The sequence below is a fragment of the Fibrella aquatilis genome (assembly GCF_017353255.1).
In the GTDB taxonomy this organism is placed as follows: Bacteria; Bacteroidota; Bacteroidia; order Cytophagales; family Spirosomataceae; genus Fibrella; species Fibrella aquatilis.
Window position 1 is genome coordinate 66,148 of sequence record NZ_JAFMYU010000008.1, and the last position, 22,990, is coordinate 89,137.

General features: G+C 55.1%; 23 protein-coding genes and 1 tRNA gene. 5 read left to right on the plus strand and 19 right to left on the minus strand.

Translation table 11 applies throughout. From position 1 onward, the window contains the following. Positions 1–50: 50 nt before the first annotated feature. From J2I48_RS11950 to J2I48_RS11960, 3 genes are all read right to left on the minus strand, one after another. The gene (locus J2I48_RS11950; protein ID WP_207335679.1) at positions 51–1,055 is read right to left on the minus strand and encodes a glycosyltransferase; all 1,005 of its coding nucleotides are present in this window, start codon (positions 1,053–1,055) and stop codon (positions 51–53) included. Further along, the gene (locus J2I48_RS11955; protein WP_207335680.1) at positions 1,048–1,725 is read right to left on the minus strand and encodes a polysaccharide deacetylase family protein; all 678 of its coding nucleotides are present in this window, start codon (positions 1,723–1,725) and stop codon (positions 1,048–1,050) included. The genes J2I48_RS11950 and J2I48_RS11955 overlap by 8 nt, the downstream gene beginning before the upstream one ends. A 111-nt stretch (positions 1,726–1,836) precedes the next feature. Then, positions 1,837–2,964 carry a glycosyltransferase family 2 protein gene (locus J2I48_RS11960; RefSeq protein WP_207335681.1) on the minus strand — a complete coding sequence of 376 codons (1,128 nt, stop codon included), beginning with the start codon at positions 2,962–2,964 and terminating at the stop codon, positions 1,837–1,839. A 222-nt stretch (positions 2,965–3,186) separates the two neighbouring features. Here J2I48_RS11960 and J2I48_RS11965 point away from each other — a divergent pair, with 222 nt between their 5' ends. Next, entirely contained in the window at positions 3,187–3,705 is a 519-nt protein-coding gene (locus J2I48_RS11965) for a pyridoxamine 5'-phosphate oxidase family protein (RefSeq protein ID WP_207335682.1), read from the plus strand. Between the two features lie 83 nt (positions 3,706–3,788). Here J2I48_RS11965 and J2I48_RS11970 read toward each other — a convergent pair whose 3' ends face one another. From J2I48_RS11970 to J2I48_RS12005, 8 genes are all read right to left on the minus strand, one after another. Continuing rightward, positions 3,789–4,532: a sulfite exporter TauE/SafE family protein gene (locus tag J2I48_RS11970; protein WP_207335683.1), complete on the minus strand. Its 744-nt coding sequence runs from the start codon at positions 4,530–4,532 to the stop codon at positions 3,789–3,791. A 22-nt stretch (positions 4,533–4,554) separates the two neighbouring features. After that, positions 4,555–5,343: a glycoside hydrolase family 25 protein gene (locus tag J2I48_RS11975; protein WP_207335684.1), complete on the minus strand. Its 789-nt coding sequence runs from the start codon at positions 5,341–5,343 to the stop codon at positions 4,555–4,557. 151 nt (positions 5,344–5,494) lie between these two features. After that, positions 5,495–5,734, minus strand: a complete 240-nt coding sequence (locus J2I48_RS11980; protein WP_207335685.1) for a hypothetical protein — start codon at positions 5,732–5,734, stop codon at positions 5,495–5,497. Between the two features lie 176 nt (positions 5,735–5,910). Continuing rightward, complete coding sequence (locus tag J2I48_RS11985) at positions 5,911–6,546, minus strand: peroxiredoxin (RefSeq protein ID WP_207335686.1); 636 nt, start codon at positions 6,544–6,546, stop codon at positions 5,911–5,913. 134 nt (positions 6,547–6,680) lie between these two features. Further along, entirely contained in the window at positions 6,681–7,208 is a 528-nt protein-coding gene (locus J2I48_RS11990) for a DUF4890 domain-containing protein (protein WP_207335687.1), read from the minus strand. Positions 7,209–7,295: 87 nt separating this feature from the next. Further along, the gene (locus J2I48_RS11995; RefSeq protein ID WP_207335688.1) at positions 7,296–7,844 is read right to left on the minus strand and encodes a lipocalin family protein; all 549 of its coding nucleotides are present in this window, start codon (positions 7,842–7,844) and stop codon (positions 7,296–7,298) included. A gap of 204 nt (positions 7,845–8,048) precedes the next feature. Then, positions 8,049–8,720, minus strand: coding sequence for a response regulator transcription factor (locus J2I48_RS12000; protein WP_510186079.1), 672 nt, complete (start codon positions 8,718–8,720; stop codon positions 8,049–8,051). After that, complete coding sequence (locus J2I48_RS12005) at positions 8,698–10,128, minus strand: sensor histidine kinase (RefSeq protein WP_229376167.1); 1,431 nt, start codon at positions 10,126–10,128, stop codon at positions 8,698–8,700. The genes J2I48_RS12000 and J2I48_RS12005 overlap by 23 nt, the downstream gene beginning before the upstream one ends. 189 nt (positions 10,129–10,317) lie before the next feature. Between J2I48_RS12005 and J2I48_RS12010 the strand changes: the two genes are divergently transcribed. Both J2I48_RS12010 and J2I48_RS12015 read left to right on the plus strand, forming a co-directional pair. Beyond that, positions 10,318–10,806: a DUF3299 domain-containing protein gene (locus tag J2I48_RS12010; protein ID WP_207335690.1), complete on the plus strand. Its 489-nt coding sequence runs from the start codon at positions 10,318–10,320 to the stop codon at positions 10,804–10,806. Between the two features lie 183 nt (positions 10,807–10,989). Continuing rightward, positions 10,990–11,063 (plus strand) — tRNA-Ala (locus tag J2I48_RS12015). A gap of 49 nt (positions 11,064–11,112) precedes the next feature. Here J2I48_RS12015 and J2I48_RS12020 read toward each other — a convergent pair. The 4 genes from J2I48_RS12020 to hisG all read right to left on the minus strand — a co-directional run bounded on the left by J2I48_RS12020 (position 11,113) and on the right by hisG (position 16,244). Further along, a complete protein-coding gene (locus tag J2I48_RS12020) occupies positions 11,113–11,733 on the minus strand; it encodes a C40 family peptidase (protein WP_207335691.1) in 621 nt (206 codons plus the stop codon). A gap of 62 nt (positions 11,734–11,795) precedes the next feature. Next, positions 11,796–13,925 (minus strand): Tex family protein, encoded by a 2,130-nt coding sequence (locus J2I48_RS12025; RefSeq protein ID WP_207335692.1) that lies wholly within the window; start codon positions 13,923–13,925, stop codon positions 11,796–11,798. Between the two features lie 81 nt (positions 13,926–14,006). After that, positions 14,007–15,284, minus strand: a complete 1,278-nt coding sequence (gene hisD, locus J2I48_RS12030; RefSeq protein ID WP_207335693.1) for a histidinol dehydrogenase — start codon at positions 15,282–15,284, stop codon at positions 14,007–14,009. 99 nt (positions 15,285–15,383) lie between these two features. Then, the gene (hisG, locus tag J2I48_RS12035) at positions 15,384–16,244 is read right to left on the minus strand and encodes an ATP phosphoribosyltransferase (protein WP_207335694.1); all 861 of its coding nucleotides are present in this window, start codon (positions 16,242–16,244) and stop codon (positions 15,384–15,386) included. 397 nt (positions 16,245–16,641) lie between these two features. On the opposite strand from hisG, the gene J2I48_RS12040 reads away from it, so the two are divergent. Next, positions 16,642–17,877: a T9SS type A sorting domain-containing protein gene (locus J2I48_RS12040; protein ID WP_207335695.1), complete on the plus strand. Its 1,236-nt coding sequence runs from the start codon at positions 16,642–16,644 to the stop codon at positions 17,875–17,877. 178 nt (positions 17,878–18,055) lie between these two features. On the opposite strand, the gene J2I48_RS12045 is transcribed toward J2I48_RS12040, so the two are convergent. The 3 genes from J2I48_RS12045 to tssD are packed head-to-tail and all read right to left on the minus strand — an operon-like array spanning position 18,056 to position 19,393. Further along, a complete protein-coding gene (locus J2I48_RS12045; RefSeq protein ID WP_207335696.1) occupies positions 18,056–18,442 on the minus strand; it encodes a hypothetical protein in 387 nt (128 codons plus the stop codon). After that, the gene (locus J2I48_RS28450) at positions 18,439–19,056 is read right to left on the minus strand and encodes a hypothetical protein (RefSeq protein WP_207335697.1); all 618 of its coding nucleotides are present in this window, start codon (positions 19,054–19,056) and stop codon (positions 18,439–18,441) included. The genes J2I48_RS12045 and J2I48_RS28450 overlap by 4 nt, the downstream gene beginning before the upstream one ends. Then, positions 18,998–19,393, minus strand: a complete 396-nt coding sequence (gene tssD / locus J2I48_RS28455; RefSeq protein WP_207335698.1) for a type VI secretion system tube protein TssD — start codon at positions 19,391–19,393, stop codon at positions 18,998–19,000. The genes J2I48_RS28450 and tssD overlap by 59 nt, the downstream gene beginning before the upstream one ends. A gap of 204 nt (positions 19,394–19,597) precedes the next feature. On the opposite strand from tssD, the gene J2I48_RS12060 reads away from it, so the two are divergent. After that, entirely contained in the window at positions 19,598–21,319 is a 1,722-nt protein-coding gene (locus tag J2I48_RS12060) for a DEAD/DEAH box helicase (RefSeq protein ID WP_310587273.1), read from the plus strand. Between the two features lie 117 nt (positions 21,320–21,436). On the opposite strand, the gene J2I48_RS12065 is transcribed toward J2I48_RS12060, so the two are convergent. Continuing rightward, entirely contained in the window at positions 21,437–22,978 is a 1,542-nt protein-coding gene (locus J2I48_RS12065; RefSeq protein WP_207335699.1) for a TolB family protein, read from the minus strand. Positions 22,979–22,990: the final 12 nt, after the last annotated feature.

Here is a 22,990-nt window from a genome sequence, read left to right on the forward strand (position 1 = left end):
CGCGTAAGCAACTACTCGTGCGCAAGCAGGGCCCCCTTCAGGGCGGGGGGTTACGCCGAAGCATATTCCCTTTCCTTCCACCGTATCCCCACCGGAAGCAGGTAATACACTAGACAAGCCAGGCTGGAGATAACCAGGTAAGGTTCGAAGAGAAAGATGTCAGGCCAGCGGTTTTTCTGGTGCGTGTAGCGCAGGGTTCTGAGCAGGAGCGTACTCTGGAACGTGAGCTTGGCGAGGTAGATGAAGAGGGCTATTTTCGGAGCTAAAAGGGCTAATAGAAGCAAGAAAGGCACGAGTAGGTATTGAACCAACACCCCGACCACCAGCAGTGGCGGCAGCGAAAAGGCACCCCGCATCCAGCGTTTGCGCTGTTGCAAAAAAGCCCTCAGCGTGGGTGCGGGCAGGGTTTCGGCCAGCACGTCGGGCTGGAGGCGGTGGCCAAAACGGAACCCTTTTGCCACGATAGCCTGAAACAACGTGTAATCTTCCACCACCGAAAACGGTAGGCCCTCGAACCCACCCACGGCGTCATAGGCCGACCAGCGGAGGGCCATGTTGTTGCCGGAGCCGGTGAGGGGCAAACGCAGGGTCGTGCCCAGGTCAATGAGGCCAAACGCCAACAGCCAGTCAAGTGCCTGTAGCCGCGCCCCGACCGACCGCCCCGCCACCAGCGTGGTACCCGTAACGATGCCCGTTTCCGGCCCGAACTCGGCCAGCATTCCCGCAAGCCAGGTGGGTGGTACGCGCACGTCGGCGTCGGTGATGAAGAGGAACTCGCCGGTGGCGTGGCGGGCTAGCTCGGCCAGTACGCGGGCTTTGCCGTTGAGGCGGGTAATATCGCCAGGGGGGATATTGAACAGCCGAAAATGGGGTTTGTCGGCAATAAAATCCGCGGTAAGCCGGGCGGTTTGGTCGGTCGAATCGTCGTTGCCGACCAGCACTTCATAACCGCCAAAAGAGCCATCCAACGCCGCCAGGGCACATAAACAGGCCTCAATAGTGACGGCTTCGTTGCGCGCGGCCACCAACACCGACACCCGTGGCCGGTCAGGCATAGTGGGGTAGGGTGTGCAGCTTGCCGGTGGCAGGCTTTAGCGGCAATGCCCGGAACTGATAACCCTCCTGAGCAAAGTGAGCCAGGTAGCGCGGCAGCACATACTGCAAATTGGGCCAGGCTTTCAGGCTGTCGTGAAACACCACGATAGACCCCGGTTCGGTATACTGAATGCTCTTCTGCAACACCGTCTGTGGCGATAAACTCTGATCGAAATCGCCGGTGAGCACGTCCCACATAATAACCGAATACTCATTTTGAATACCCACCGCCTGACTTTTGTTAATGCGGCCATAGGGTGGTCGGAACAGGGGCGTGGGCACGTTCATCTGCCGTTCGCACTTACGGATATTTGCCCAGTACACCTCGTTGTGGGTTTTCCAGCCGTTGAGGTGGTTGAACGTGTGATTGCCCACCATATGCCCAGCCTCAATCACCTTATAAAACACGTCGCGGTGTTTGCGCACATTATCGCCGATACAAAAAAACGTAGCCTGCGCGGCGTATTCCTCCAGCAGCCCCAGCACAAACTCGGTCACGCCCGGAATCGGCCCATCATCGAAGGTGAGGTAGATGGTGGGTTCCTGCCCGTCGGTCACGGGTATCCGCCACCAAAAGTCGGGGTACACCGTGCGGAACAGGAAGTTGGACTTATGCAGGAATAGCGGCATGAGAAGGAATTTACGATTTGGGATTTACGAATTACGATTTATTGCTTACGCCAGAGCAGTCATTCGCTGGCGTAAGCAATAAATCGTAATTCGTCCATCGTAAGTCGTAAATCAGTTTAGTTTGCGTTCTTTCCAGATAAAGCCGCGCTGTTGGGCGACGAGGCCGAAAAAGACGACATAAAACGGGTAAATCCACTGGGTCGGCGGAATCCAGGGGAGGGTAGCTCGCTTACGGAAAAAGAGCAACACCGCGCCCAAAAATAAGGCTTCGGGCACCCACTTCAATACGAATATACTCAGTACGGCACCTACCGAAAAGGCGCCCATTAGTCCACCAGCCAGGGCGACAACCGGCGTGAGGTTGCAGAGAAATACAAACACCGCCAGCAACGTCGGAAACCACGATGCGTAGGCCCGCCACTTGCCTGCCCACCGCTTGCGTTGCTGATAAAATGCCCCCAGCGACTCGTGAGGGCTTGTTTTGACAATGGCGTCGGGATGTTTCAGAAACCGAACGCCACCCGGAAACCGCGCCGCAATCTTGTGCATCAGCAGCTCATCATCGCCCGAAGCCACCTGATCGATGCCCGTAAAACCACCTACTTCCTCAAAAACAGCTTTACTGTAGCAAAGGTTAGCGCCGTTGCACATGGTGGGGTTGCCCAGGGCCATGGTGGCCGCACCCGCACCAATTAGGCTGGCAAATTCCACCGTTTGTAAGGAGCCAAAAACGGTACGGTTGGTTGTAAACGTGACAGGACCACTAATGAGTTTGGCACCGGTTTCGGCCTGGAAACGAGCCAGCAAACCCAGCCACTGCGGCCCCACCCGACAGTCGCCGTCGGTGGTTACAATGAGCTGCCCCGTGGCTTGCGCAATGCTCTGAGCTATAGCCCGTTTCTTAGGCGAACGAACGGTAGGGTCATCTATCAACGTGTTGACTATCAAGTGATAACTTGCCGTTTTGGCAAAGGCCCGGGCCAGGGCGGCGGTGTTATCGGTAGAGGCATCATCGGCCACGATAACCTCGAAATCGGGGTAATCCTGCTGACTTAAATCAGCTAATAAAAGAGGCAGATTATTGGCTTCATTGCGAACGGGAATAACCACCGTCAGCCGGGGTAAGGGGGTAGTTGGCAACGGCGCGGGCCTAAACGTAGGCATCTGCAGCCAGGTGCGCCACAGCACCAACGTCATAACGGCATATGCCCCCGCCAGCACCCATAAGATCCAGATCATAGAGGCAAGATAGGCTGGGTTTTTAATGAACAATGCATAATGGCTTTGCCGGTCCGCCGTTCGCCGAATCGGTGCGGCATTGAGTATAGTGCGCAAAGCCATTGTACATTGTTCATTATGCATTGTTCATTAAAAACCCCTTTTTCCCGTTGCCTCAGTCTTTGTAAGCCACTTGAAAAAGCCTAGTGTTTAAATAGGGTAAACCAAAACCAACCCCATTTTATGCAAGCGCAGACGACCGCAGGCCTGAAAGCGCAGGAGCTTGATCTCCTCCGCGATAAGATTAAAGACGTTCGTATCACTATGATGACTACGACGGAAGAAGATGGCGATCTGCACACGCGCCCCATGGCTACCCATGCTATTGATGACGACGGCACGATGTGGTTTTTCACCTACGACGATTCTAACAAGATTAAGGAAATCCAGCACAGCAGCAATGTAGCATTGGGTTTTGCCGATCCTGGCTCTGAACTATACGTATCGGTGCAGGGGCGTGCCGAAGTGGTGAAAGATCAGGCCAAAATCGATCAGTTGTGGGACGACTTTCTGAAGACGTGGTTCCCCGGTGGTAAAGATGACCCACGCATTACGCTGTTGAAAGTGACCCCCCACGGCGGCGAATATTGGGACCGCCCCGGTGGTAAAATGCTGAAACTGTTCGAAATGGCCAAAGGTGCCCTCACTGGCCAACAGGACAAAACCGGCCGCAACGAAAAATTCGGAGACGAGCCGAGGTAGGAGGGAGTCGTAAGTGGTATGTAATTCGTAAGACTGGAAAGGGCCTAGAGCGCGAAGCCGCACTGCATACCCCCTTTCCAGACTTACGACTGTTTAAAGAAAAAATATCCCGTCATCAACAGTCCTACCAAGATGACGAAAATGCGAAGGATGTGGGCCGGAATGCGCTGGGCGAAGCGGGCACCGAGGTAGCCACCCAAGATAGACCCACCCACCATGACCCCCGCCGCCGACCACACCACCACGCCCGATACTACGAACGTAACAATAGAAATGCCGTTGACAAAGCTGGCAAACAGCACCTTAAGCGCGTTGGCATGATGCACGTTGCGCATCCCCAGCAGACTAAACATGGCCATAAACAGGATGCCAATACCCCCGCCAAAAAAACCTCCATATACTGCCACCGCAAAGATGGTCAGCCATTGCATCCAGTCAGGGGCCGGTTTGGCAGCCTTTTCCTGCTTCTCCAGCCGCGACCGAAACGCAAACAGGCCTGTGGCCGTGAGCAATAGATAAGGAAAAATGGTGCCCAGCACATCGGGCGACAAGCGCAGCAGGAGCAGGGCGCCCGTTAGCCCGCCTACCAGGCAGATAGACAGCCACACCAGCAACTGCCCCTGGTAGCGTATCCAGTCGCGGTATAGCGCCACGGCACTAGATAATGACCCCGGCCACAGGGCTACCGTGCTGGTGGCGTTGGCCTGGAGCAACGGCAACCCCGAAAATGTCAGCGCCGGAAAGGTAAGAAACGTACCCCCACCAGCCAGGGCGTTCAACCCCCCGCCCAGCAGCGCCGATATAAAAAGTAGCCCGTGTATAAGCATAAAAAAAATGGCCCGGCTGCGTCTAGTTAAGTGTTAACTCGTTTAGCTGCTCAGGGGCCATCACGAAGGTGTTGATGTCAACAAAACCGCGGATGCCCCGCACCCAGCCGCTCTTATTGTGCTGCCAGATGTAGAGCTTGTCGGCGTTGTAGCGGTTGAGGTCAGACTTCGAGTAGTCGGCAATCCAGAGGGGATACACGTCAAAGTTGCCCTTCACAAACCGCTTGTAGAGGCTGGGGTTGGTGTAGATAATAGGCCTGATGTTGTATTCGGCCTCGATGGCATCCAAAAAGAGATGTAAGTCGCTGATGATCTTGTCTTCGGGCACGCCATTGGTCACCTCAAAATCGAGTACCGGGGCCAGGTCGCCGGTTTGTAGCGACACCCGTTTAATGAAGTTGGCGGCCTGTTTGATGGGGTCGCGGGTGGGGTGGTAGAAGTGGTACGCCCCCCGCCGAAGGCCCACTCGTTTGGCTTCGCGCCAGTTTTTGGCAAAGGTAGGGTCGCCTAGGGTGGCCCCTTCGGTGGCTTTCATAAACGCAAACTGCATCCGTACCCCGTCTGCATTCATCCCCGCCACCCGGTCCCAATCGATGCGGTTATTGTGCCGCGACACGTCGAGACCGTGCAGGCTGTAGCGCATGGGGAACTTGATCCCGTAGGCATCTACAAACTGCCATTGCATCACGTTGTTGGCCGTGGTCCGCATAAGTCGCCAAACCATCAACCCAACCACCAGCACACCTATGCCTAGCCAGACCTGGCGTTTATACTGGCCGTAAATGAACCTGACAAGGGTAAGAAACTTCATAAAGCAAGTGGCAGCACCAGGCCGTAGCCCGCCACAAACTTAAAGCATAGCGGTGAGAGGTAAGTGGTAAGCGGTTAGTGATGAGTGGGGCTGACGCAAATTAATGGCTGCGTCAGCTCCACTCATCACTAATCGCTTTCCACTTACCACTCTAATTAGATCCTTCCAGTTTCACCAGCTTGTTATACAGGCCGAGGATGAGGATGGGGGCTGCCCATTGGCCAATCAGCAAGGCTTCGTGGCGTTTGCCGTTGGCGTAGCTGACGGCCGCAGTGGCCAGAGCACCAAGGCCACCCCACAGAAAAATATCGGAAGGCAATTTGGCGGTTTGTTGTTCGATAGCCTCGGCCACTGGGCCTTCATCGTGTTGGGGATTCATGTTCTTTGGCATGACGTTGAGTTTTTAATTGGTTACGTATGCCTAACGAGGAGGGATGGGAAAAGTTTAAAAGCAAAGAGGGAAGGGCTGAGAGCTAAGAGGTGAGAGCCAAGGGCCAAGATTGCTGTCGCACGAATAGGCTTGCGACAGCAATCTTGGCCCTTGGCTCTCACCTCTTAGCTCTCACCTCATTTATTTGGCTGCGGCGTTTTGCGCAGGTAGGGCTTCACGAAGGTGACACCCTTGGGGAATTTCTCGTCGAGCTGGTCATTCGACACGGCGGGCGTTACAATTACGTCTTCGCCCTCCTGCCAGTCGGCGGGGGTAGCAACGGAGTAGTTGGCCGTCAGTTGCAGCGAGTCGATCACGCGCAGGATCTCGAAGAAGTTGCGGCCTGTGCTGGCGGGGTAGGTCAGCGTAAGTTTGATCTTCTTGTCAGGCCCAATAATAAACACCGACCGCACCGTGGCTTTCTCGCTGGCGTTGGGGTGAATCATGTCGTAGAGGGTGGCCACCTCGCGGTTTTCGTCGGCAATGAGAGGAAAGTTCACGGTGGTGTTGTTCACCTCGTTGATATCCTTTACCCATTCGTGGTGCTGATCGAGGGGATCAACGCTCACGGCAACGACCTTCACACCCCGCTTGGCAAATTCGTCAGACAGTTGCGCTGTGCGGCCCAGTTCGGTGGTGCAGACGGGGGTAAAATCGGCGGGGTGCGAAAAAATCATGCCCCACGAGTTGCCCAGCCATTCGTGGAAATGTATTGGGCCTTCGGTGGTGTTGGCCGTAAAGTCAGGGGCGATATCGCCAAGACGTAGAGACATAGGATGAACAGTTTAGTGTTAGTACTCGATTGACTGACTAGAGTAGTTCTAAAAACTGAAAGACCGGCCACAGACCGGTCTTTCTTGTTATACTGACTTAACGAAATGCGCATGGAAAAGGGTTCCTAACGTGCCTAGTGGCTTACCAGCGTTGAATCGGGTTGAACGCCTTTTGGGCCGGGCGGGCGAATACCACCAATAGCGCGTTGCATATCGGGCTTTTTGTTTTGGTAGGTCGTCCACTGTTCAGGGGTGAGCAGTAGCTTCAGTTTGTCTTCCTTTTCCTCGTTATACATCATCATCGCGTCTTTGATCTGCTGCGACGCCTGCGGGTTCGACTTGCCGCCGTCAGCGCCTACAATCTCTTTGATGGCTTCCTGTTGCAGCTTGGCGTAGTCGTTATTGAGGGTCTTCACATCTTTGGCCTGCTCTTTGGTAAGGGCCAGATTTTCCTTCAGCCACTTGGTTTCTTTGGCCGCCATATCGCCCGCCACGTTGGGTATCGACGGCTTGAAGTTAGCCTGCGGCTGACTCATGGCCCCGCCCATGCCACTACCATAGCCCCCGCGTCCGTAGCCACCACCATACCCGCCATATTGGGCAAAGCAGCAGGAAGTGGTCAACAGGAACAGCGCAACAAACAAGAGCCGGGTCGTTTTCATGGAAACAGCGTTAACGGTGAAGCCATAAAGTTCGGGAAACTTGACCTGTTTAGCCAATGCAATCAAAGCAGATTTAAAACCAGTTTTCTACTGAGCTACTGCTTTCACGATCAACTGGACAGCTTTGGGCGTCGGCTCTTTGGTGAAGTCGACTGTGCCACCATTTTTCTTGTCAATACTAGCCAGTGCAAGGCCACAGAAAAAAGCAATGCCTGATTCTTCGTCGGTCAACGTCTTCTTCGACAGATCTACGTTTATAGTGCCCAACTCCATACTGCTACTTGTGAGCGATTTAATCTGCCACGACGATGCCAATGCGTCGGCATCTGTCAATGTCAGAGTCTGGTTATTATTGCTGAGCGTCCATTTGCCTTTTTTCACCAGTTTGTCTTCTGTGTAGCTGTATGTGCCACCCGGTGCAAGCGTAATGATATTATCATCACTGACGAGTTGAGTTTTGTCGCCAGGGATGGTGTACTTTTTGGCATCTGTTTGTACGAAGATCTCGGAGAAAGCCCACTTACGGGCTATTTGAGTAGGTACATCGGCGGGCGAAACCGCATCCGTCGATTTTTTGCAGTTGGCAAGCAGAAAAACAAGGGTTAACAGCGCAACAAGGTTAGACAGGCGGTTCATAGTGTATGGTTTGGTTTGATTAGAGATCCAAACCTACTTGCCTGGCGGTAAGCCACCATGATACGATTGAGCCACTGGTTATTCTGTTGTGTTACCGGCAAAAGATTAAGGTTTAACGTCTAAAGGCCAATGGGTAAGGTTGCCAGCCCGCTCCAGCGTACTAGCAACCTTACCCATTGGCCTTTAGACGTTAAACCTTAAACGTTAAACCAGTTTTTCTTCCACTGCCATCCGCACTAGTTCGGCGGCGTTGCGTACCTGTAGGCGGCGCATCATATTGGCGCGGTGGTTGTCTACCGTGCGGACGCTGAGTTGTAGTTTTTCGGCAATAAGGCGGCTGCTAAGACCTTCAATGAGGTAGCTCAAAATCTCTTTCTCTTTCTTCGACAGCTTCGAGCGGCGGGTTTTGCCATTGGCCACAGTACCCGTGTCTTTGCGCATCTGCTGCATGTAGCCGTTCAGGATAATCGTGGCCACGGGCGAACTGAAGTATTTCTCGCCGGTAGCTACGGTCTTGATCGCCTTCATCATCTCATCGCTCGACGAGTCTTTCAGGATGTAGCCAATGGCTCCAGCTTCTACGGCCCGCAGGATGTAGTCTTCGTTGTTGTGCATCGACAGCATCAGCACCTTCGCCGACTTGTATAGCCGGGTGATCTGCTGCGCCGTTTGAATGCCTGACATACCGGGTAACGAAATGTCCAGCAGCACCACGTCGGGCATGGTGCCGTCGGTGGCGTGGGTTTTCAGCTTCTCCAGCGCCTCTTCGCCGTCGTTTGCTTCGTCAATAATTTGCAGGCCTTCGCCCTGCTCCAACAATAAACGGACACCATCGCGCACTATGGCGTGGTCGTCAACTAACATTAGTTTTATCATAATCGTGAGTTAATGCATGCGAATGATAGGGTATGCTGACCTTCAGTTTGGTGCCTTTGCCCGGCACCGAGGTTAATTTAAACGTCCCGTTAACCAGTTTCACACGTTCGTGCATATTATGTACGCCCTGTCCGTGTGGCTCTTTACTCAGCCGTTGTGTTTTAAAGCCCACGCCGTTGTCGGTAATACTCAGGTGCAGGTACTGATCTTTTTCAAACAAATGAATGCCAATGTGGGTGGCCTTGCCGTGCCGGATGGCGTTGGTGAGCGCCTCCTGCGTAACACGATACAGCGTAATTTCAACGGGTTGGGCCAGCCGTGCGGCATGGGGATCCATCAGCCACCGGTCGGCCTCTAACGTAACCATGCCGGGGGCCAGTCGGTTATGCTGTTCGGCCAGTACGCGCAACGCAGGCATCAACCCAAAGTCACTTAACGCACTGGGCATTAAATTGTTAGATATGGACCGTGCTTCCTGAATGGTTTGCGTAATCAGGCTTTTAAGCGGTTGCAGGTTGGTTTCTACGGGCGCCCCGTTGGCGAGCCTGCCTTCCAGCCCTTCAATTTGCAACTTAATGGCGGTCAGCATCTGCCCCAGGCCGTCGTGCAGTTCGCGCGAGAGGCGTTTGCGCTCTTCTTCCTGTCCGGCCACTAGGTAAGCCGTGCGCGATTTTTGCTCATTGATCTGTAGCTGAAACTGTTGCTTAGCCGACTCGACCAGTTGCTGCCGGGCTTTGTTAAGCGAAGTGTTCACCGAGGTTAGTTTCCGATTGGCTTCGGTGGTGCGTTGTTCGGCTGCCACCAGTTGGGCTACTGCCTCGCGGAGACGCCGGGCGGCGGGGCGATACACAAACCAGGCAATGGCGGTCAGTATAGCCAGGGTGAGCAGGTAGAGGTATTGCTCAAACCGCTGAAGACTGGCCAGCTTTTGCCGCAACTCGTGGGTGTATTGCCGCACTACCGCGTCTATACGTTCCAGAAAAGCCGTTTCATTAGCCAATATCAGCTTCAGCCCCCGCTGTCCTGCTTCTGTGCGTAAATCATCGGGGCCGCGGAGCTCCGTTAACAGACGAGTACCTGCCTGGAGACCGTCAAAATGGGGCTGCACGGCCCGGTAGAGTAGTTTTACGCTGTCGCTATTGGCAATGGTTCGGCTAGGCTCGGTCAGAATTCCCTGCTGTCCCTGCCGGTAGTATTTACTGATTGTCTCGAACGTGTTTTGCAGGCTTTTCTGCGTCTGCCGAAATGCGGCAGGATCATGCTGATCGGACAGTAAAAGGGCCTTTTTAGCCACCTGCTGGCTCTGATGGCGTTGCAGCGCGGTATACCGGATGATCCAAAGTTCGTCCTGGAACTTATCAAACTGCCACTGCGTAATGAGTTGACCAACGGTCAGAAGAACAGCCAATCCAAGAAGCGTGGCTATATATAGCCTAGTGAGCCGGAGCGGCCCTGTCGTTGAGGTAGCCACTGGAGTGGTGAAGAAGGTTCGTCGTTGAGTTGGATTGGCGCGTCTGTCGGTTGCCCGCATTCGCATCAGTAAAACTAATAAAGTTTGTAGATTTACTACTCTGTTCCTCAAAAAACTTACTTAAGTATGCGCCGTTTAATCCTGTTATGCTGTCTGCTTAGCGTTGGTTTAACCAGCTTTCGGCCTGCGGTGGTTACATCTAGTTCGTTGATCAACAGTCGTTTAGCCGACCCTGTGAAACTTTCTTGGGAGTCGCTGCGCGATGTTACCTTTAAAAAGAAGTGGTATGCTGAGGAATCGGTATACATGCTTTATCCTACGTTTGGTCAGTCGGTGCAGAAGTTAAGTGGTAAACCTGTTGAACTGACCGGCTACGTGTTGCCTGTCGATCTCGAGTCGAACGTATATGTACTGTCGGCTTTTCCGTTTTCGGCTTGTTTCTTTTGCGGCGGGGCCGGTCCCGAATCGGTGGTGTCGCTGAAGTTTAAGAAGCCAGGCAAGAAGTTCAAAACCGACGAACGCCGCACGTTCCGGGGCACGCTGAAACTGAACGCCGACAATATCTACGAGTTGAACTACATCCTGGCCGATGCCGAGATGCTGGATACGCAGTAAAGGACGCTGGATGTTGGACTTTGGATTTTAGACCTCGGATTTATAAGCGAAGATCAATCAAATAATGTAGTTGAATGCCAGATAGTTGCCGGGAAGTCCAGTGTCTATCGTCCAAAATCCAACGTCTTTTTCGGCTCTGCGCTTGACAAACGTCCCGAAAAAGCCCATCTTTGCAACCGCAATGGGGGATTAGCTCAGCTGGCTAGAGCGCTTGCATGGCATGCAAGAGGTCATCGGTTCGACTCCGATATTCTCCACTCTTCATTGTAAAAGGCCCAATCTGATTCAGATTGAGCCTTTTTTGTTTCAGAATGGTCGCAATGCTTTTACGAAACGGCCTTTGAAATAGGTGGAGTAGAGGTTGTCTTCGCGGACGCCGCGAGAGGAGGAGGCGTGGATAAACCGGATGTCGTTGGGGCCGCGCACTTCCGTCACGATGGCCGCGTGTGAGACGTAACCCTCCTTGCCCGATTCCGGCACGAAAAAGACCAGATCACCGGGCCGAATTTCGGCTACTTCCACCTCATAACCCACCTCCGACTGTTGCCACGAGATGCGGGGCATCTTTAGCCCCACCGACGAAAACGCCGCGCAGATCAGCCCCGAACAGTCGATGCCGTCGTAGGTGTTGCCGCCCGATACATAGGGGGTGCCTGTGTAGGTGCGGGCCTGGTTAATCACCTCGCGGGCGTACTGACTCACGTATACAGTTGAGTTGACCACTTTCAACGTGCTGCCCGTTTTGGCACTGGTGCCCGTTCGGCTACCCGACCGGCTGGCGGTACTGCGGCTGGTGGTGGTCCGCTTCACCGCGCTACGGCTGGCCGGGGCCACGAATTTTGACGAGGCACAGGCCCCGCCAACGGTGATCAGGCCCGCCAACAGGCAAACCCGGATGAGTGACGTGCGAACGGGAGGCCGTTGCATAGGCGATGGGGTAGGGTGGGGTGGGGGTACTGGAAGTAACTGAGTAGGCTTTACGCTGCAACCTATCCAATTTTCATGGTTAACGCAATACGTTTGCGGTTGGTATCGACCTCCAGCACTTTCACCTGTACGGTTTGCTGCACCCGCACCACCTGGTTAGGGTCCGAAACGTAGCGGTCGGCCATCTGCGAAACGTGGACGAGACCATCCTGCTTCACGCCAATGTCGACAAACGCGCCGAAGGCGGTGATGTTGGTGACCACACCACTCAGCACCATGCCTTCGTGAAGGTCGGCCATGGTTTGCACGCGCTTGTCGTATTCAAATACAGTTAGGGCCTCGCGAGGATCGCGGCCGGGCTTGGCGAGTTCGGCCAGGATGTCGGTGAGGGTGGGCAGGCCAACCGAGGCCGAGACGTAGCGTTCGGGCTTGATTTGCTGGCGCAGGTTTGGTTTTTGCATGAGATCGGCCACGGTACAGCCCAGGTCGGCGGCCATCTTCCCCACCAAGTCATACCGCTCCGGGTGCACCGCCGAGTTATCGAGCGGGTTAGTGGGCGACGATATGCGCAAAAAACCGGCCGCCTGTTCATAGGCTTTTGGCCCCAGGCGCGGCACCTTTTTGAGTTGCTCCCGCGACGCAAACGCCCCGTGCTGCGCCCGGTAGTCAACCACGTTTTTGGCCAGTTGCGGTCCCAGCCCCGACACGTATTGCAGCAACGACGCCGAGGCCGTATTGAGCGAGACCCCCACCTGGTTCACGCAGCTTTCGACCACGTCGTCGAGGCTCTTTTTCAGGTCGTTTTGGTCTACGTCGTGCTGGTATTGGCCTACGCCGATTGATTTCGGGTCTATTTTGACCAGTTCGGCCAGGGGGTCCATCAGGCGGCGGCCAATGCTCACGGCTCCGCGCACGGTCACGTCTTTGTCAGGAAACTCCTGCCGCGCTACTTCCGAGGCCGAATAAATGGAGGCACCCTGTTCACTCACCATCAGCGCGGGAATGCCCAGGTTCAGGCCCTGGATAAAGGCCTCCGTTTCGCGCCCGGCGGTACCGTTGCCAATGGCGATAGCCTCGATCTTATACTGTTTCACCAGCGCCGAAACGGTCTGAGCGGCGCGTTGTTTTTCGCCTTCCGACGCAAACAGGTTCAGCACCGTATGGGTCACCAGGTTGCCCTGCGCATCCAAGCAGACGGTTTTGCAACCGGTGCGGTAGCCGGGGTCGATGGCCATTACGCGTTTCTGACCCAGGGGTGAGCTAAGCAGCAACTGCCGGAGGTTTCCCGCAAAAATACGGATGGCCTCCAGGTCAGCTTTCTCTTTAGAAAGGGCCGCAAATTCGGTTTCCAGCGCGGGCCGCAGCAGCCGTTTGTAGCTGTCTTTGATGGCCAGGCTCATTTGGTCCTGACTGGCCGTAGTTGCAGCGGCGTAGTTCAGGCCCAGAAACTGCCGGTCCAGCCGTTCTAGGGCGGCGGCTTCGTCGGGGGCAATGCCCACGTTCAGGATGCCCTCGGCTTCACCCCGGCGCAGGGCCAACAAACGGTGTGAAGGTACTTTTCGGAGGGGTTCGGCAAAGTCGAAGTAGTCTTTGTATTTCTGGCCTTCGGTCTCCTTCCCCTTTTTCACCACCGACCGCACGATGGCCTCCCGCTCGAACAGCAGACGGATGCGCTGCCGGGCGTCGGCGTTGTCGCTGATACGTTCGGCAATGATGTCGCGGGCACCTTGCAGGGCGTCGGCGAGGGTGGGTACCGCGTCGGAGAGGTGGCGACGGGCGGTCTGCTCTGGACTAGGGTCGCGGAGGCTGAAGATACGGTCGGCGAGGGGTTCCAGACCACGTTCGATGGCCAGCATAGCGCGGGTTTTGCGCTTCTGTTTGTAGGGTAAATACAGGTCTTCGAGTTTGGTAAGGCTGTTGGCGGCGGTGAGCTTCTGGCGCAGTTCGGGCGTGAGCTTGCCTTGCTCGGCAATGTTGCTCAGGATGGCGTCGCGGCGTTTGTCGAGGGCTTGCAGCGCCACGGCCAGATCACGAATGGCGGCGAGCTGCACTTCGTCCAGTCCGCCAGTGGCCTCTTTCCGGTAGCGGGCCATGAAGGGTACGGTGGCACCTTCGTCGATAAGCTGGAGGGTATTGGCAACAGACCGCCCCGGCAAATTCAGGCGGCTGGCAATGGTGGTTTCGTAGGGCATTAAACGGAGTTTACAGTCTTCAGTTTACAGTTTTCAGTGGCGTTTTAGCGCACTGGCTGACGGCAGAATTGCGTTATTGTATTACCCTTCTAACGACGCCAGCCGGATGCTTATAGCGCGTTTATGGGCATCCAATGATTCAGCTTCGGCCATGATTTCTACAACCGGACCCACGTTTTTGATGCCCTCCTTCGTGATGTTTTGCACCGTGATTTTCTTGACGAAACTATCCAGCGACACGCCACTGTAGGCCCGCGCATAGCCGTTGGTAGGCAACGTATGATTGGTGCCGGAGGCGTAGTCGCCAGCCGATTCGGGGGTGTAGTTGCCCAGAAAAATAGACCCCGCGCTGGTGATCTCGTCGGCCACGGCCTCGGCATTGGCTACGCTCAGGATCAGGTGTTCGGCGGCGTACTGGTTCAGCAAATCAACCGCATCGGCGTGGGTGTCCACCAGAATAGCCTTGCTGTTGTCGATGGCTTTAGCGGCGAGGTCGCGGCGGGGCAGGCGGCTCATCTGCGAGTCGAGCACGAGGTTGACCGAGGCCAGCAACTTCTTGCTCGTCGACACCAGCAGCACCTGACTGTCGGCCCCGTGTTCGGCCTGCGAGAGCAGATCAGCAGCCACGAAGGCGGGCACGGCGGTGTCGTCGGCATAAACGGCTACCTCGCTCGGTCCGGCGGGCATGTCGATGGCGATGCCTTCTTTGGCTACCAGCATCTTAGCAGCAGTAACGTATTGATTACCAGGGCCGAAAATCTTGAATACCTGCGGCACGGTCTCGGTGCCGTAGGCCATGGCGGCAATGGCCTGTGCTCCGCCGATGCGGAAGATCTTGGTCACGCCCACCAGCTTAGCCGCGAAATAGATGGCCGGGTGGTTGCTGGGCGAACATAACACCACCTCGCGGCAGCCCGCCAGCTGCGCCGGTACGCCCAGCATCAGCACCGTGCTAAAGAGCGGGGCCGTGCCACCGGGAATGTAGATGCCCACCTTGTCGATGGCCACGCTCTTACGCCAGCACGTCACGCCGGGCATGGTCTCGATCTTCTGAACGGGCTGCTGCTGCGCTTTGTGAAAGAGCCGGATGTTGGCGTACGCCTGCCGGATGGCGGCTTTTAGTTCGTCGCTCAGGCTGGCCTCGGCGGCATCAAGCTCGTCAGTCGAAACCGCGAGTCCCGCCGTTGACAGATCGACGTTATCAAACCGCATGGCGTAGTCGATCAGGGCGGTATCGCCCTGGGTGCGTACCTGTTCCAGAATGGGTGCCACTACGGCCTCAATCTGCATCAGCGACTGCATAGGCCGAGCCAATAAACCGTGCCAGTCAGACCGGGCGGGGAAGGGGATGAGTTGCATAAGGGAGGGGAGGAAGGGAGGAAAGGGAGAAAGGAGGAAAGGGAGTGGCTGACGCCAGGCAATCCCTTTCCTCCTTTCTCCCTTTCCTCCCTTCCTCCTTTAATTAATCATTTTCTCAATAGGTACAACTAAAATGCCTTCGGCACCGGCGGCGCGGATGGCTTCGATATTTTCCCAGAAGGCGTTCTCGTTGATCACCGAATGCACCGAACTCCAGCCCGCTGTGGCTAAGGGCGTTACGGTAGGTGATTTCATGCCGGGCAGCAGTTTTGAGATAGCCGGGATAGCCTCGTTGGGGGCATTCAGCACAATGTATTTGTTGTTTTTGGCCGCCTGCACCGCGTTGATACGGAACAGCAGTTGATCCAATAGTGCCTGCTTTTCAGCCGACAAACTGGCATGGGCAATCATGACGGCCTCTGACCGGAAGATGGTCTCTACCTCTTTCAACCCATTGCTCATCAGCGTACTTCCCGACGACACAATGTCGCAAACGGCTTCGGCCAGACCAATGCTTGGCGCAATTTCTACTGAGCCGCTGATCTCGTGGATATGGGCCTGTACGCCTTCGCCGGCCAGGTAGTTGCCCAGCAAGTTGGGGTAGGAGGTGGCAATGTTTTTCCCCTGCAAATCGCCGATGCCGTTGTAGGCGTCACCGCGCGGAATGGCAATAGAGAGGCGGCATTTCGAGAACCCCAGCTTATGCACGGTGGTCACTTGCCGCCCGGTCTCGACAGCTACGTTTTCGCCCACGATGCCCAGGTCAGCCACGCCGTCTTCCACGTAGCCGGGGATGTCGTCGTCGCGGAGGAAAAGAAATTCGGCGGGGAAGTTGGAAGAGACCGATTTGAGTTTGCCTGTGCCGTAGTCGAACCGAATGCCGCAGGCTTTAAATAACTGGTATGAATCTTCGCTGAGGCGCCCCGATTTCTGGAGCGCAATGCGAATGGATGATGCCATTACGAAGGTGTTAATTTTTGAGGGTGCAAAGATAGGCAGGAAAGGAGGAAGGCAGGAACGGGAGAAAGAGTGCCAGATATATACTTACTTGCAAAACGCTATAATACAAAACATTATGCGCAGCCACCGCGCTCCCTTCTTGCTCTGTTTATTCATGTGTGTGCCGCTTCTTAGTTGGTCACAACCAGTTAAGCCAGCGCTTAGTAAGCTGTTCACCAACAAGCCATTATACTGTTCAGGCGACCAAGTGTCGGTCACGTATGCTTCGGAGGGCGATTTTGGCACGGCAAATAAGCTCTCGTTTTATTTGGTCGATACGTATCCTCCGCAGGTAAGAACATTGTTGATTGAAACGGCAGCCACAAGCGGCACTTTTTCTTTCTCGCTCAACACGTCAATGCATGCCGGAACTTACATTCTTGAGTGTCAAGCATCGGCCCCCGCCGTTACGTTAGAGCGAACATCCACGTTTTTTCTGCAAACGCCGCTAAGTCTTACGCTTTCGCCGGTGTCGAAGGTTGTCTACGAAAATTACAGTCCGCATTTGGTGCTCAACACCACAATCAACGGGCCGCTATCTTATACAATTGCCACACCCACCGGTGATAAAGCGTATGTTACTGACTTTCCGCTCGTTACCGGGCCAGCTACCATTCCGGTGCCCATCACGCAGTCGGGTAATTACTCGCTAGTTGGGGTAGCTAACCAGTGCGGGCCAGGTCAGGCGTCGGGAGTGGCTTCCGTTACCATCCTGCCCACGTCAAACGTGACCATCTTTCCCCGGATGGCGGCCTATGAAGGCATATTCTGCGCCGGGCAAACCTACCTCGTTGGCCTATTAACGACGGGCACGTTTAGCACCGGCAATGTCTTTACTGCTTACGTCGCCAATGCGCAGGGCCAACGGCTGCGAACCTTGCCACTGATAATCCTGCCAGATAAACCGGCTGCAAACAGGTATGTCGTTATGCCCACCGATTTACCCGATAGCGACAACTATGTGTTTCAGGTTGGGTCAAGCAGCCCTGCTCATCTGGGCGCTTCCTTACTAAATGATAAATCATCGGAATCGGCGAGTCTACGGCTTAGGCAGCTATCCACGGCTACGCTCACAGGCGCTGTGTCTGTTTTTAAAAATGACTCGGCTCGTCTATCGGTAGCCCTAACGGGTTCGCCGCCCTGGAGGCTAATTTATCCGGGGCAAACCGAGACAGCGATGCTATATAACATCAACCAAAGCCCTGCCACTTTCACAGTAAAGCCGGATTCGACAACTGACTTTCGGCTTACGGCTGTTTATGATCTTTATTGTGGTCGGGGGAATGTAGTTGGCTCTACACTTATCACCGTTTCGGTTTTGCTGGCTACCGAACCTGCTTTACCGTTGCAGGTGCGGGCCTGGCCCAACCCCACAGCTGGCGGCCTTCAGATTGAGGGCGAAATGGCAGGCCAGGGCGACGTGGCCTTTACGCTGCACACGGAGTTGGGTAAGCTGATACTGACGTCGGTGGGGGGCGTGCAGCAAGGCAAGCTCAATCACCGAATGGATCTGAGTCAGCAGCCCGACGGGCTATACATCCTGACGGCCGAACAAGACGGGCGGTTGAGTCAGTTTAAGGTCTTGAAGCAGTAGGTTTGGCCGAATCAAAGCCACTGTCTTCCAGTCCCTTCTCGACACGCTCACTACTTTGGCCCTGCTCCACCAAACCGACGCGGGGTATGTGGGGTAGGATGGTAGCGTGTTTGCTAGGGTTATTCGCTATACCGCCACCGAATCGGGAATTTTACGATGAGGTTGTTAACAAATAAAACTAGCTTTTAACTGTCGTGTATGTGTTGACAGCAATATGAATGCTATAGCCTTTGAATGTATATCTCAACCAATAGCCACTTTGGGCTGAAAAACCTTCAACAATTAATCCGTTTTCTTGGTATACTATTTCATGAATTTCCTTGAAAGTCTCAGGACGATCAAGGTCTAATGTTTTCCAAACATTATCTTGAAATAGATCGACAATTAACTCCTGCCAGTTTGAGATCGTTAATGCCAACTGATCAACCGCTTCCCATTGCTTGTTTGTGTTGATATATAGATAGTCAAAAACTACTTGTAGCTCTTTACCTGGTAAGCTGATAGTCATGTTGTGAACAGGACAATCAGAGAAATTAATTAAGTTTAAATCGGTTAATGTTTTCATGGATTAATTTTGATGTGTACGTCAGCACTTTTAGCGTCACCAATTTGAAGATTGGCGTCAAGTGGTTGACCCCTTCGATTGTATATATGGATGTGATCGTACGGTGTTACTTTGTCTGGTGGATGAATTTTTAGGCGAGTGGTTCCCCGCGAGTCAACAAATTCGAAAAAACGACCATCGGGACTTTTTCCTTTTAGTTTGAGCGAGGGAACATTTTTTTGCACATGCTGCAAAATGTCTGTTTTGGTTAAAGATCCCGCGTTTTTCAAAAAGGCTTTTAATGCCTTAGACCCTTTCCTCATAAATTTAGCTCCTGTCGCTAGATTACCAACAACTGGTATCATAGCGGCAGCGGCTATAGCTGCTTCGGCGTAGTTGCCTTCGGCGGCATACATTAGGGCGTTGGCCCCGTCGGCTAGTTCACCTACTACGGGGATCATGCCCACCACATCGAGCACCGAGTGCAGGCCTTCGCTGAGCGCACTCGGCTCCTTGGGCAGGGTAGGCGGGGTATGGGTGATGCCTGCCCCGTGGCTTTCGACGGGCCAGTTGTTGTCATGCACTACCGCCCCAACAGCCACCCGCTGAGGGGAAATGACGATGGTCATCAGCATGGGTCCCGACCCGGTGGCCGAGAAATGCACCGCAGCGGCGGACCGTACCCATGTCAACGCAGTAGGCGTTAAAAAACGAAATGGTCTTGAACTTCGCCTTAGTATCTTCCCGGTAAAGATGGACAAAGCCATCGTGCTGCTTCGTGGGCGAGAGCATCCAGACGATGAGGACTGTGTCGGTCTGGGGCGGCGAATGTAATTCCACCGTGATGGTGCCGCCCTGGGTGAGCGAAGCGGGACGGCCCAGCATGTCAGTTTGCTGGTGAATAAAAAGGTCGTAGTACGTTAGTGGATAGCGGTTGCCGCCCACTTCCAAATACGCCGAAAAAGATGCCATACGTGCTTACCCTAACTCTGTGCAATAGCGCTGTTTAAAACTACCAAATTCTATAGACACGCTTGATTAGTCGAAGCTACGGCCTTTGTAAGTAGTCAGCAATGGCACCGGAACGGCTTTTGGCTTACCTTTGTTTCATAATCAAGCGGTTAGCTGGCCGGGAAGAAAAGGTCAGCATCCTATTCACTTTACCAAGCTGTTACCTTGACTTTTCAGGAATTTAGCCTCCACGATGACCTCCGGGCGGGTGTCGAGGCCATGAATTACAAACAGGCCACGCCCATTCAGGAGCAGGCCATCCCCCTCATTCAGGACGGAAAAGACCTCATCGCCTGCGCCCAGACCGGCACCGGCAAAACGGCGGCGTTCCTCATCCCCCTGCTCGACAAGATTGCCCACGCCGAACACGACCACACCAGTACGCTGGTGCTGGTGCCCACGCGCGAACTGGCCAAACAGATTGACGACCAGGTAGAAGGCTTCAGCTACTTCGTCTCGGCCACGAGCATCGCCATCTACGGCGGTGGCAAAGGCGACGACTGGGACAAGCAGCGTAAGGCCCTCGAAACGGGTGCCGACATCATCATTGCCACGCCGGGCCGCCTCATCGCGCACATGCAGATGGGCTACGTCAACTTCGACAAGCTCAACTACCTGGTGCTCGACGAAGCCGACAAGATGCTCGACATGGGCTTTTCGGACGATATTCTGAAGATCGTGAAAACGATTCCCACGAATCGGCAAACGCTGTTGTTTTCGGCCACCATGCCCGCCAAAATCCGGTCGTTTGCGGCGCAGATTCTGAATCAGCCCGAAGAAATTCGGCTGTCGGTGTCGAAGCCCGCGGCGGGGATCGACCAGCGGATTTACCTGGCCAAAGACCACCAGAAACTACCCCTGCTGGAGCACCTGATGGGGCAGATGGAGGTAGAGAGCATGGTGCTGTTTACATCGCGGAAGTCGGAAGTAAACGCCATTGTGCGGGCGCTGGCCAAGCGGGGCTACGTGGCCAAGGGCGTTAGTTCAGACCTGGAACAGGAAGAGCGCGAGGCCGTGCTGCGCGAATTCAAAAACAAGCAACTCCAGATTGTGGTGGCCACCGACGTGCTCTCGCGGGGGATCGACGTAGACAACATCACCCACGTAGTGAACTACGACGTGCCGCGCGACGCCGAAGACTACGTACACCGCATTGGTCGTACGGCCCGTGCCAACACCACCGGCATTGCCATCACGTTTGTGAACGAGGCCGACATGAACAAGCTGGGCCGGATTGAAAAACTCATCGAACGCAAGCTTGACCGGCTATCGATTACCGAAGAACTGGGCTTTGGTCCGGGGCCGGTGGCGGGTGAAAAAGATGAGCCTGGGCCGTTCAGCCGGGGGCGCGACAATGGCCGTAATGGTCGGGGTGGGCGCGATAGCCGCAAGGGTGGCCGTCGGGAAGGTGGCCGCGATGGCAACCACCGCGAAGGAGGTCGTGATCGCCATGCACCCGCCCGGCTGGCTCAGCCTGCCTCGGTAGCTACCCCGTTAGCTGACGGTGAAACAAGTGACGTCGTTGCACTGCCCGAAGGTCAGGTAGTTACGTCTATTGAGCCGGGCCATGAAGGCACCCGTCGCCGGAATAAACGTCGTCGGGGTCGTGGTCCGCGCCCAGAAGGCGAGGCAGCTAACCCAACCGAAGCCACCACCAATGGAGCCATTGAGGCATTGGCCGATGGTGCGGAGGCAGGTGTGCCGACTGGCCAAACCACCGACGAAGGGGCAACTAAACCGCGCCGCAAAAACCGCCGTCGCAACCGTGGCCCCCGTCCCGAAGGCGTTGGTACTGCCACGGCTGGTGTGCCTATTGATCACGCCGCCGAAGCACCACTGCCCGCCGTTGACCTGGCACCCATCTCTACCTGGCGCGAGATTGATTAAGTAAGAAGTCATTAGGCTTCGCCGTTATTCGCTTCGCTGTCATTAGGTCATTGGTTGTATCCAGCCACCAATGACCTAATGACAGCGAAGCGAATAACGGCGAAGCCTAATGACTTCTTATTTCCGCGCCACTTCTACCGGGCTGATCACGCTGGCGTCGGTGTTGCTCACAAAGGCAATGCGCTTGCTGTCGGGCGACCACGACGGGGTGTTGATAGACCCCTGCCCGCCGTAGAGGTAAGCAATTATTTTGGGCTGCCCGCCTGTGACGGGCATGAGCCGGATGTAGACGTGCTTGTAGGGTGGGTGGTCGCCGGGTTTCACTTCATCTTTCAGAAACGAGAGAAACACCATCCACTTCCCATCGGGCGAAATGTGCGCGAACCAGTCGTGGAAATCGCCGTTGGTTACGGCTTCCTGGTTGGTGCCATCGGGTTTCATGCGCCAGATCTGCATGGTGCCCGTGCGATTTGAGTTGAAGTAGATGTACTTGCCATCGGGCGAATATTCCGGGCCGTCGTCCAGGCCTTTGGCATCGGTCAGCCGTACTTCGGGGCCACCCGCTGCGGGCACTTTATACACGTCATATTCGTCATTGCGCGACCCGCAAAACACCAGATCCCTGCCATCTGGCGACCAGCCGTGTAGGTACGACGGGCCTTTGGGCGTGACCTGTTTGGGCGTTCCGCCCGTGAGTGGCATGGTATAAATAATGGACCCGCCCAACGCCGAAACGCCACTGCTCAGGCCAATAGTCTTGCCGTCGGCGGCCAATACGTGGTCGTTATTGTTGTTTTTTACGTCGCCTGTGTTCACCACATTGGCCTTCCGGCTGCGCAGATCGAAGGCGTAAATAAGTCCTTCGCTATTGTAAATCAGAGACTTATTGTTTAAGGTCCAGTTAGGTGCCTGGATGGAGTTGGGGGCGGTGAAGACCACTTCGCGGCTGCCGGTGGCAATGTTCATCAACTCCAGTCGGCTGCCCAGTTTCATCTGTCCGGCTGGTACGTCGGGCTTCACAGGCACGCTGATGCGCACGTCTTGGAATAGCCCCTGCTCCACTACGTCTTTGTTGTGCGACCCGATAAACAAGCCTACGTACACGTCATCGCCCAAGTCGATGTTAGCCACCTCGCGCACCTCAAACGGTTGCCCGAACTTGGCCACCCGCATGGTGAAGGTGTTGCCCTGCCGTTCCAGCTGAATCACGTCGGCCCCGGTCATGGTGGCGCGGTTTTCCTCCGTAATGCCCCCGGTAGTGCGCCGGAATTGCAGCGACGTGAGGCCGTCGCCGTGCACGGCGACGTTTACCTGCGCCGAGTTGGCGTCGAGGCTGGTACGAGCCATCCAACCGATCTTCCGGTGGGGGTCAACGCCTTTGCCCAGTAGGTTACCGCGCGTGTATACTATGAAATCTCCCTTGATTCGTTTCCAGAGAAAATGAAACTCATCGGCAGTGCCCCAAATGTTGGTGCCCGCACCGCTAAGGGTGTACGTTTGCCCGGCGGGAGCAAAAGCCGCCGATCCCGCATGAAGCACGGCACCGACGTCTGTTTGACCATCGAACACACCGACGGCTTTAGGTTGCGATAATACTGGCTGGCCAACGGTGGCCAAAAGGCCAACCCAGGCAAGTAGGCGGGTAAGTTGGTGGTGCATAGTAAAGTTGAC

Coding starts and splice junctions, on each gene's coding strand:
- J2I48_RS11950 (WP_207335679.1), bottom strand. CDS start 1,055: ATGCCTGACCGGCCACGGGTGTCGGTGTTGGTGGCCGCGCGCAACGAA.
- J2I48_RS11955 (WP_207335680.1), bottom strand. CDS start 1,725: ATGCCGCTATTCCTGCATAAGTCCAACTTCCTGTTCCGCACGGTGTAC.
- J2I48_RS11960 (WP_207335681.1), bottom strand. CDS start 2,964: ATGATCTGGATCTTATGGGTGCTGGCGGGGGCATATGCCGTTATGACG.
- J2I48_RS11965 (WP_207335682.1), top strand. CDS start 3,187: ATGCAAGCGCAGACGACCGCAGGCCTGAAAGCGCAGGAGCTTGATCTC.
- J2I48_RS11970 (WP_207335683.1), bottom strand. CDS start 4,532: ATGCTTATACACGGGCTACTTTTTATATCGGCGCTGCTGGGCGGGGGG.
- J2I48_RS11975 (WP_207335684.1), bottom strand. CDS start 5,343: ATGAAGTTTCTTACCCTTGTCAGGTTCATTTACGGCCAGTATAAACGC.
- J2I48_RS11980 (WP_207335685.1), bottom strand. CDS start 5,734: ATGCCAAAGAACATGAATCCCCAACACGATGAAGGCCCAGTGGCCGAG.
- J2I48_RS11985 (WP_207335686.1), bottom strand. CDS start 6,546: ATGTCTCTACGTCTTGGCGATATCGCCCCTGACTTTACGGCCAACACC.
- J2I48_RS11990 (WP_207335687.1), bottom strand. CDS start 7,208: ATGAAAACGACCCGGCTCTTGTTTGTTGCGCTGTTCCTGTTGACCACT.
- J2I48_RS11995 (WP_207335688.1), bottom strand. CDS start 7,844: ATGAACCGCCTGTCTAACCTTGTTGCGCTGTTAACCCTTGTTTTTCTG.
- J2I48_RS12000 (WP_510186079.1), bottom strand. CDS start 8,720: ATGATAAAACTAATGTTAGTTGACGACCACGCCATAGTGCGCGATGGT.
- J2I48_RS12010 (WP_207335690.1), top strand. CDS start 10,318: ATGCGCCGTTTAATCCTGTTATGCTGTCTGCTTAGCGTTGGTTTAACC.
- J2I48_RS12020 (WP_207335691.1), bottom strand. CDS start 11,733: ATGCAACGGCCTCCCGTTCGCACGTCACTCATCCGGGTTTGCCTGTTG.
- J2I48_RS12025 (WP_207335692.1), bottom strand. CDS start 13,925: ATGCCCTACGAAACCACCATTGCCAGCCGCCTGAATTTGCCGGGGCGG.
- hisD (WP_207335693.1), bottom strand. CDS start 15,284: ATGCAACTCATCCCCTTCCCCGCCCGGTCTGACTGGCACGGTTTATTG.
- hisG (WP_207335694.1), bottom strand. CDS start 16,244: ATGGCATCATCCATTCGCATTGCGCTCCAGAAATCGGGGCGCCTCAGC.
- J2I48_RS12040 (WP_207335695.1), top strand. CDS start 16,642: ATGCATGCCGGAACTTACATTCTTGAGTGTCAAGCATCGGCCCCCGCC.
- J2I48_RS12045 (WP_207335696.1), bottom strand. CDS start 18,442: ATGAAAACATTAACCGATTTAAACTTAATTAATTTCTCTGATTGTCCT.
- J2I48_RS28450 (WP_207335697.1), bottom strand. CDS start 19,056: ATGCTGATGACCATCGTCATTTCCCCTCAGCGGGTGGCTGTTGGGGCG.
- tssD (WP_207335698.1), bottom strand. CDS start 19,393: ATGGCATCTTTTTCGGCGTATTTGGAAGTGGGCGGCAACCGCTATCCA.
- J2I48_RS12065 (WP_207335699.1), bottom strand. CDS start 22,978: ATGCACCACCAACTTACCCGCCTACTTGCCTGGGTTGGCCTTTTGGCC.